Genomic DNA, 6,787 nt, shown 5'->3' with positions numbered 1-6,787 from the left:
GGGGGGGGATGCGCCGGGGGCTCGTCTCGTTTAGGGCCTTCCCAGCCGGGAGGCTCTTTTATCTATTTGCTTAACAAGCCTATCTAGCGTTAACATTGCCAGCCGGGGGCTTAGGAACTAGCTTTCATTGTACGCAGCGCCTCACCGCCCCGTCTTTGCTTAGGCGGAGCGGTGGGGCGCTGCGTTTTTATCTGCTTAGCGTGTTGGGCCAGCTATTACCTCAATCATACTATTTGGTGAGAGGTATTCCTGAGCTAGCTCTCGCAGAGTGCTTGCCTCAACTTGATCAACCTCCTTCAAGAAGTCAGAGTAAAATGTACTTGGTAGGTCGTAGAAGATAATGCTCTTATACTTGTCACACTGTTCAAATACAGTGCTTAGTTCATTAGCAAACTTACCAGCCATGTAGTTTTTCACTGTTCGCAACTCATCTGCTGGAATTAGGTCTTCTTGCAACAAGCGTAGCTCATGCTGAACTTCCTTAATGGCCACGTCTGCATTCTTGGCGTTTACATCTGAACCAATTGCGAAGCTAGTTGCATGTTCGCGTGGGCCAGTGCTAGCGTAAATACCGTAGGTCAGGCCTTTGTCTTCGCGTATGTTCTTCATCAGGCGCGAACCGAAATAACCGCCGAGAACTTTGACTAGTACTTGGAGTTGGTGCGTCTGGGGGTGGTCAAGTGCCGGCCATAAACGACCAATGCGTAGAGAAGCTTGAATGCTGCTAGGTACTGTAACATAATCGAGTGCAGGTCCGCTAGCAGGAGCAACAGATACAAGCTTTTCGAGTGGCTTTTCAGTTACAATGCCTTCTCCTAGCGTTTGGCGCACCAACTGCTCATGGTACGTACTGACATCACCGCATAAGAACAGCTCAGCGTGTGAGAGCTGGTAGGTAGCATGGTAGAAAGCTTTAACCTCCTCAGAAGTTGTTTGCTCGAATTGCTTTTCGTTAAAGACCACTCCGTACGGATAGGTAGCTCCATATAGGTTCTGGGAGAACCGTTCAGCTGCTAGATAGCTAGTTTTTTGGCGCTCCACCTGGACGTTTTGGATAGTACGGGTCTTAAGTTGATTGAACTCGTTTTCGGGGAATGTAGCTTCAGTTAAAACATCTAGGAACAAGGGAAGAAGCTTTTCCAAATGGCGAGCTAAGCAGTACAGCGTAAGCGTTGCCCGGTCAAACCCTTGTTCGCACTCCAGTGAAGCGCCGTAGAAAGCTACTTCATCAGCAATCTGCCGGGCCGTGCGGGTACGCGTACCTTCCAGCAGCATACGAGCGGTGAGTAGCGAAACGCCGGAAGCAGTATCGTACCACTTTCCGGCTTTGAATACCGCCTGGAGGCGAATTACTGGCTGGGCTGCGTTACAAAGAACGTGGAGGCGGGCTCCATTAGGGAGCGAAAACACGTCAGCCGCGGGCAGCGTTACGCTGGCCAGCGGCTGAACGGGAGGAGCGACTGTGCGGTCGAGCATTCAGTAGGGAGTTAGTTGGTCGGAGACGGCTCAGATTCACCGAAGGCATCCGAGAGGTCATTGACGTTAAAGTGCAGAGAGATGCGGATTGTTTGTGAGAGCGGATTGTTGCGCGAGTTTGGTACCAAGTAAGCTGCATCAACCCCTAGTACGTTGTAGCGCAAGCCCGCTCCAAAGCTGAGGTATTGCCGGTCACCTTTTCTGGGATTCTCGTAGAAGTAGCCAACGCGTGCCATCAACAGATCGTTGTACGTATACTCAAGGCCAGTTGATAGGTTGATTTCGCGTAATTCCTCTTTGAAGCCGCCTGGGGCATCACTAAACGAGTTGAAGACAGCTGCAACAATACCTTGCTCAGCACGCTTTCTGTTCTCGTCTACCACGGATTGCTTAGTAGTATTCGTCGGATCATCAACGTCGTAGAAAGGCGTTGGAACCAGAAGCTTGTTCACGTCGAAAGCTAGGGTAAGCTTGTTATAAGGGTCCAACTCTTTCGTAATGGCCGTACCCAGCTTAAGATTCATAGGTAGAAAATCTGGCTGAGCGACATTGGTATAAGATATCTTATTGCCAATGTTAGAAATAGTACCACCTAACGACAAGTTGTACTCGCCCGCTCCAATTGTGAGGTCGTTGGTGTAATAGGCTCCCAGGTCAACGGCTACGGCATTAGCAGGCTTCGTATCGGCAGCGCCACCAGTGAGGTTAGAGCGCAGGAAGCGTGCATTTAAGCCAACGCCAAAGTTCTCGCTGAGCTGCTGACCATACCCTATGGTTAAGGCGTACTCTTTGGGGTTGAACGTTGGACCGGCTTGGCCTTGGGCATTACGGTACTGAATCTCACCCAAGTCAAAGTACATCAGATTGGCAGATAAGCCAGCGCGTTGGCCAATCTTGGCGGTACCGGATAGGTAGGCAAGGCCCATATCATTAGCTACGCTAGCTAACCAAGGCGTATACGAGGGAGAAACGCTGTACTTGTACCTAACGAATCCTAGCTTACCAGGATTGTAGTATCCGCTGTTGGCGTCTGGGCTAATGGCCACCCCTGCCTCGCCGAGGGCTGCTGAGCGCGAATCAGGACTGATTGTAAGGATGGGTACAGCAGTGGTAATAGCGTTTGACTGGGTCTGGGCCTGAGCAGCAACTGCGAGGCTCAAAAGACTAGGAACAAGGGCAAAACGCAAGGACAGTTTTGTCGAACGCATAACAACGGAAAAAGTAGGAGCGGAAGGTAGGCGAAAAGCCAGGGTTTTAGTTGAGAAGAACTAATTTTTCGTATTTGGAAGCAGTAGAGCCGTCGCTTGTGCGAACACTCACCCGGTACACGTATACCCCACGCGCGAGCTGATCGTGGTACTCATCGCGCCCATCCCAAGTGATGGACGACACGTGCGAGCCAGCAGCCAGCGCCGAACCTTGTAGCGTGCGAACCAAGCGACCCGCTACCGTGAAGATCTGCACTTGAATGTCTAACTCTTCCCCACTCCGGTTATGATCGAAGTGGAAGGTCGTGTTACCAGCAAAGGGATTAGGATAGTTCAAGACGTGTTGCAGAGCCAGCTTGTCGGTGGAGGCGGCAATGAATTCTAGACTACGCTCACTGGAGTTGTTATACGTATCCCAAGCCTTCACCTTAAGTAGGTGTGGCCCCGGAGTAAGTTCTTTGAACACATACTGCACTTGGCCCGCCTGAAAGCTATCCACCTTAGCGGTGTAAAACTCATTCAGGATAATGACTTTGTTAGGGTCATTATCAAGACTAGCCGTAATGTCGTGGCCGATACCGGAGCCAGCCGTATTGATACCACTTTCATCCCGTAGCTTACCCAGCAGGGTAGAGGTAGTAGGAGTCAGACCGCCAAACACGAATGACTCATCATTGTTCATGAAAAGCCGAATGCGAGGCGGGATGGTATCTAACGAAGCCAAATCGGAAGCACCACCAACTGGCACCAAGCGGGCACCGTGGGCGTCTTGCTTACGAATGGAGTCGGCGGCATACAAACTAATTTTGCCTAGCCCAAAGCTGTAGTTGATATCCTTCGGCACCACAAAGTTGACAGTGAACCGACCGTTGGTTACGCTGGCCTGCCCATCATACACCACGTTCTCGCGAACAACTACGGAAATTACCGAGTCAGAGGATTCATTGCGCAACGTTTTAACGATGGACTGCTTTTCAAAGACCGTTACCTGAGCCGTGCCGGTAAAGGTAGAATTACGCTGACCGCTTTGCTGTACTTCTCCTTTGAGCACTACTCGGCTTAGGGCCTTTAAGGTGTCTTGCTGGGTAGCTCCTGCAGGGCGGCCGTTGAGTTCCGTCACAACGGTCTGTTGGTCGGGGTAGGCTAGGCGCATGGAAGGGTCGCCTAGCAAGGCGTAGTTGCGGTTGGCATCGCCAAAGGCGGCAATGTTTTTGGCCGTGGTGATGACGTCCCCGATGCGGGGCATGGTCCCGTCGGAGCGCCGTTGTAGCACGTCGTTAAAGAACTCAACCGCTAGGCCTTGGTTGTTGCTGGCGTACACTACCCGCGTAGTGGTAAACAAGCCAATAGCGCCCCCTGCAATGTCGGTCAGGGATAATTCGCCGGCGGAAGTGAGTTCAGGGTTGTCGTAAGTACTAAAGTCGCACGTACCGGTGAACATGAACGCCAAGCGGCGGGTATTTTGCAGGCGAAGAACAGAAGCACTGGTTAAAATTTGCTCGTCGGCCCAGGCAGTGGGGCCACCATGCCCGATATAGCTCACAAGTAAGGAACCCTGCTCAAAAGACTCATCAATTGCCTGTTCGCACTCGGGGGAGCGCTGACCCGCGGCTACAGGGTTTTGCCGGTACATGTCAAGATACACCTTGCGCACGTTGTAGTTGGGCTGCGTAGTAGCTAGCGGGTTTGCTAGTGGCTCGGCACCTGCTCTTGTGAATAGGTTTGCGTCGCCGTCATCCGTGACGAACGTGAGGCGGTTGCGCCACTTGCCATAGCTAGTCGGGCTGTCGTAGCGGATAAGCTTATCGACTACCGCCTTTGCCATATCAGCATTGCCATATTGGCCTACTGCCGAGCGCACTGGGAGGCGGCCAACCCGCACGTCCATTAACTCATTGGAGCCTGGTAACCACGCACCCTCGTCGTCATCGAGGATGCCGTAGTAATCATCAGAGGAATAGCTAATGCCTTGGTTGTTGGGGCGGAAGCCTTGCACGGGGTCAAAGCTTTCTACTGATTCGTAAACGGGAACGTAGTTCTGGGCAATACGGTCGGCGTCGGCTGGTAAACGGTTTGCCCACCAGCTGGGCTGTTGGGCTTTGTTGTTTGTTGGGTCCGACTTGTAGTCGTAAGAAGCGTCGCCGAAGAGGAGGAGGTACAACTGCTTGCCAGATGGTGACCGGTCGTAGATCATCTTCATCAGGTCGCGGATGGCCGTGACATCCTGCCCTCCCGAACCAAATTCGTTATATATCTGCGTGGTCGTTACTACGCTTGCCACCAAGCCATCGTGACTAGCACGGTGGTCGGCCAACCGCTGGGCCTGCGCTAAAAAGGCAGGGTGCGTGACAATGACCAGGTCTATTTTCCCGTCCAGATTCAGGGTGTGCAGATTTTGGTTGGCAACCTTGCCAAAGCCTAATGGCGCGGGAAAGGAGCTGCCCGGCGTAAATGCCACGAACTCGCGTAGCGTATCGGTGCGTGCCACGAAGGAGCCGTTGTTAAAGCTAACAGCTGCTGGTCGGCGCGGGTTGGTGACGTCCCATACGGTAGCACCGGCGGCGTTGCCGACATCAAACTGGCTAATGGCTGCCGGCCCAATGTTTTCGAGAGAACGGAACTCCAAGCTGCTCCCATTTAAGCGTAACTGACGCTGGGCATTAAGTTCTAGATAGTCTAAGTACCCCTTGGCTGAGAGGTCTGAGCCGCATTGTAGGTAATATCTACCCGTAGCTCCGCCGGAGCCGTGGCAGGAACCACATAAGCGAAGGTAGATACACTAGTGTTGGCTATTTCCGGATAGGGAGTTGGTGTTCTGCCGCTTACTACCTGCGTACTGGTTTGGCCATTGATGCCTACCTGAAATATAGACGAGCTAGCCCCCGTAGACACCACCGATGACGTGATGCTAGCGGTAGTACCCGGTACCAAATCGGCCACCGGAAAACTAAAGGTTTTCTGGTTAGTGGTCGAGAATTCCTCTCCCAGCCAGGTGCGGCCCGACTTCAGAAGGTTGAGAAGGTCGCGCTCATAGTACTGCCGCTCTGTAAAGGCAGTAATGCGAGCCGTAGGCGTGCCCGTAACGGCTGGAGCTGTTGCCACGCGCCGGCCGGCAGTGGTGCCTACCGTCAGGAAATAGTAGGCGGTATCGGTATAAATATTGGTTTGATGGCGAAAACGAGTGGCAAAACCATCGCGCACCCAGGTATGTGGACCGCGGGCATAAAATAGAAAGTACTCGTTGTCGTCGAAGGTAGCATTGGCATCGCCAACAAATTGGATAGCATTTTCCACCAAATCATCGGGCCGATAGGCTGCATTGGCTTGAGGAAGCGTACCCATTGCATTGCCATATAAACGCAGGCGACTAGGGTCAATGCCCTGCACAGTGAGTCCAAAGCTCTGTAAGGTGGCTTTGCTGAGCTTGTAGATGCCGTTAGAGGGTACCCCAATCTTAAACCACTCGCCCTGGTTCAGAACGGAGGTACGGGCGTACACGCGGGTGCTTTGTCCGTCGCGGCGGGAGTCGGAGCTACGCGTGTAGGCGTAGGTGAACGACGTGAGTTTTTCGGCTTGTCCGGTTTGGGGGTTACGGCGTAGGGGCTGCACCGCCAGTAGCGTGACTGGTTGACGTTGCTCGGTGGTATGGGTAAGCCATACTGTTGGGCTAGCGGGAAGCGTAGCAAGGCTAAGCTGGCGCGTTTCTAGGGGCGTGGCGGCCTCGTATTCTGCTTCGCGCAGCTGCCCATCCGTCACGTTGCCCGGCAAGCGTAGCTGATACGTACCTACCTGCTCATTCATGCGGAATGTAGCACCCCGGAAACTGGGCACGCGGCGCAATTGGTTGCCTACTATTGCGGGTACGGTTCCCAGCCATTCTACTTTTCCCTGTACCACCTGCTCGGCCGACTGAGCTGCAGCAGATGCCACAAAGCCCAACGCGGCCACTGCGGCCAGAACCCAACTAGTAAAGTGGCGCATAAAAAATGCTCAATAGTCTGGTGAACGAGGAGTGGTTAATACAGTTCGCAACAGGTAGTAGGTAGGCACAGTTCAGCAAACGCCGGCTACTTAACTATCGGACCAGGTAAATATTGTGGCCT

At 53.1% G+C, this 6,787-nt stretch carries 4 protein-coding genes; all 4 read right to left on the bottom strand.

Features of this window, described 5'->3' with window-relative positions; translation table 11 throughout:
* Positions 1–195: 195 nt before the first annotated feature.
* Genes VI25_RS01915 through VI25_RS01900 form a run of 4 tightly spaced genes read right to left on the bottom strand, consistent with a single transcriptional unit; the run spans position 196 to position 6,665 of the window.
* The gene (locus VI25_RS01915) at positions 196–1,476 is read right to left on the bottom strand and encodes a M16 family metallopeptidase (RefSeq protein ID WP_045689267.1); all 1,281 of its coding nucleotides are present in this window, start codon (positions 1,474–1,476) and stop codon (positions 196–198) included.
* 11 nt (positions 1,477–1,487) lie between these two features.
* On the bottom strand, positions 1,488–2,684 hold the full coding sequence (gene porV / locus VI25_RS01910; RefSeq protein WP_045689266.1) for a type IX secretion system outer membrane channel protein PorV: 1,197 nt from the start codon (positions 2,682–2,684) through the stop codon (positions 1,488–1,490).
* Between the two features lie 46 nt (positions 2,685–2,730).
* The gene (porU, locus tag VI25_RS01905) at positions 2,731–5,460 is read right to left on the bottom strand and encodes a type IX secretion system sortase PorU (protein WP_082455357.1); all 2,730 of its coding nucleotides are present in this window, start codon (positions 5,458–5,460) and stop codon (positions 2,731–2,733) included.
* Complete coding sequence (locus VI25_RS01900; RefSeq protein ID WP_045689265.1) at positions 5,361–6,665, bottom strand: hypothetical protein; 1,305 nt, start codon at positions 6,663–6,665, stop codon at positions 5,361–5,363. Before VI25_RS01900 ends, porU begins: the two co-directional genes overlap by 100 nt.
* Between the last annotated feature and the right edge of the window lie 122 nt (positions 6,666–6,787).

Origin of the sequence: Hymenobacter sp. AT01-02 (assembly GCF_000961955.2) — a bacterium.
Lineage (GTDB): Bacteria > Bacteroidota > Bacteroidia > Cytophagales > Hymenobacteraceae > Hymenobacter > Hymenobacter mucosus.
Note: the sequence above shows the minus strand (reverse complement) of the source record. Positions and strands in the feature narration are given on the sequence as shown.

What these genes read in the sequence shown, in the direction of transcription:
- VI25_RS01915 (WP_045689267.1), bottom strand. Translation starts at nt 1,476, where the DNA reads ATGCTCGACCGCACAGTCGCTCCTCCCGTTCAGCCGCTGGCCAGCGTA.
- porV (WP_045689266.1), bottom strand. Translation starts at nt 2,684, where the DNA reads ATGCGTTCGACAAAACTGTCCTTGCGTTTTGCCCTTGTTCCTAGTCTT.
- VI25_RS01900 (WP_045689265.1), bottom strand. Translation starts at nt 6,665, where the DNA reads ATGCGCCACTTTACTAGTTGGGTTCTGGCCGCAGTGGCCGCGTTGGGC.